1 protein-coding gene is annotated in these 703 nt (G+C 48.5%); it reads right to left on the bottom strand.

All coding sequences use genetic code 11. The features are described from left to right. Positions 1–67: 67 nt before the first annotated feature. Positions 68–523, bottom strand: a complete 456-nt coding sequence (locus ACTF5Z_RS10725; RefSeq protein ID WP_423850060.1) for a YaiI/YqxD family protein — start codon at positions 521–523, stop codon at positions 68–70. Between the last annotated feature and the right edge of the window lie 180 nt (positions 524–703).

Genomic DNA, 703 nt, shown 5'->3' with positions numbered 1-703 from the left:
AATAGTGTCTTTTGAACTTATGTCAATTCCGCGACACAGTAATGAAAATTTAGTGACAAAAGGTTCGTCACAGCCTTGTCAAAAAACGGTCCAACGCATTAGCGAAGTTAGCGCGATCACGCTGTGACAGGGGAGGAGGTCCGCCAGTTTGAACACCTGAGCTTCGCATCGTATCCATGAAATCACGCAGATTCAGGCGACTTTTAATGTTGGCTTGAGTGAGCTCTTCGCCGCGCATGTTAATCACCAAAGCGCCAGCGGTAATGGCTTGATCAGCCAAAGGGATATCGTTACTGATCAGCAGATCGCCGGCAGAGATTTGCTCGGCAATGTAGTCGTCGGCCACATCAAAACCGCTGCTGACCTGAACAAAGGCCGAATAGCTTGTAATAGGTATACCCAAATTATGATTAGCCACAAAAATTGCTTTGATAGCGACCCGCTTTGCGGCCTTCAAAATTATCTCACGCAATGCTTTCGGGCACGCATCAGCATCTACCCATATTCTCGCCGATTGACCCATAGACTCTATTGCACTTAGCGCTCTGCTAGTAATTCGCGAGTCATTCTGGGCGCGACCCAGAGCGAGGTCAACAAAATTAACGAAACGGGCACCGCGGTGATCACAATAAATGACTGAAGTGCCGACACCCCTCCTGCACCAATCACTACTAAAACCATGGCCACCAAACCCATCAGTACG

Source organism: Aequoribacter sp. (genome assembly GCF_965659035.1).
Lineage (GTDB): Bacteria > Pseudomonadota > Gammaproteobacteria > Pseudomonadales > Halieaceae > Aequoribacter.
This window is presented reverse-complemented; position numbering and strand designations above follow the sequence as displayed.

Bases quoted from the DNA above. Each gene is read 5' to 3' on its own strand.
- ACTF5Z_RS10725 (WP_423850060.1), bottom strand. From the start codon at position 523: ATGGGTCAATCGGCGAGAATATGGGTAGATGCTGATGCGTGCCCGAAA.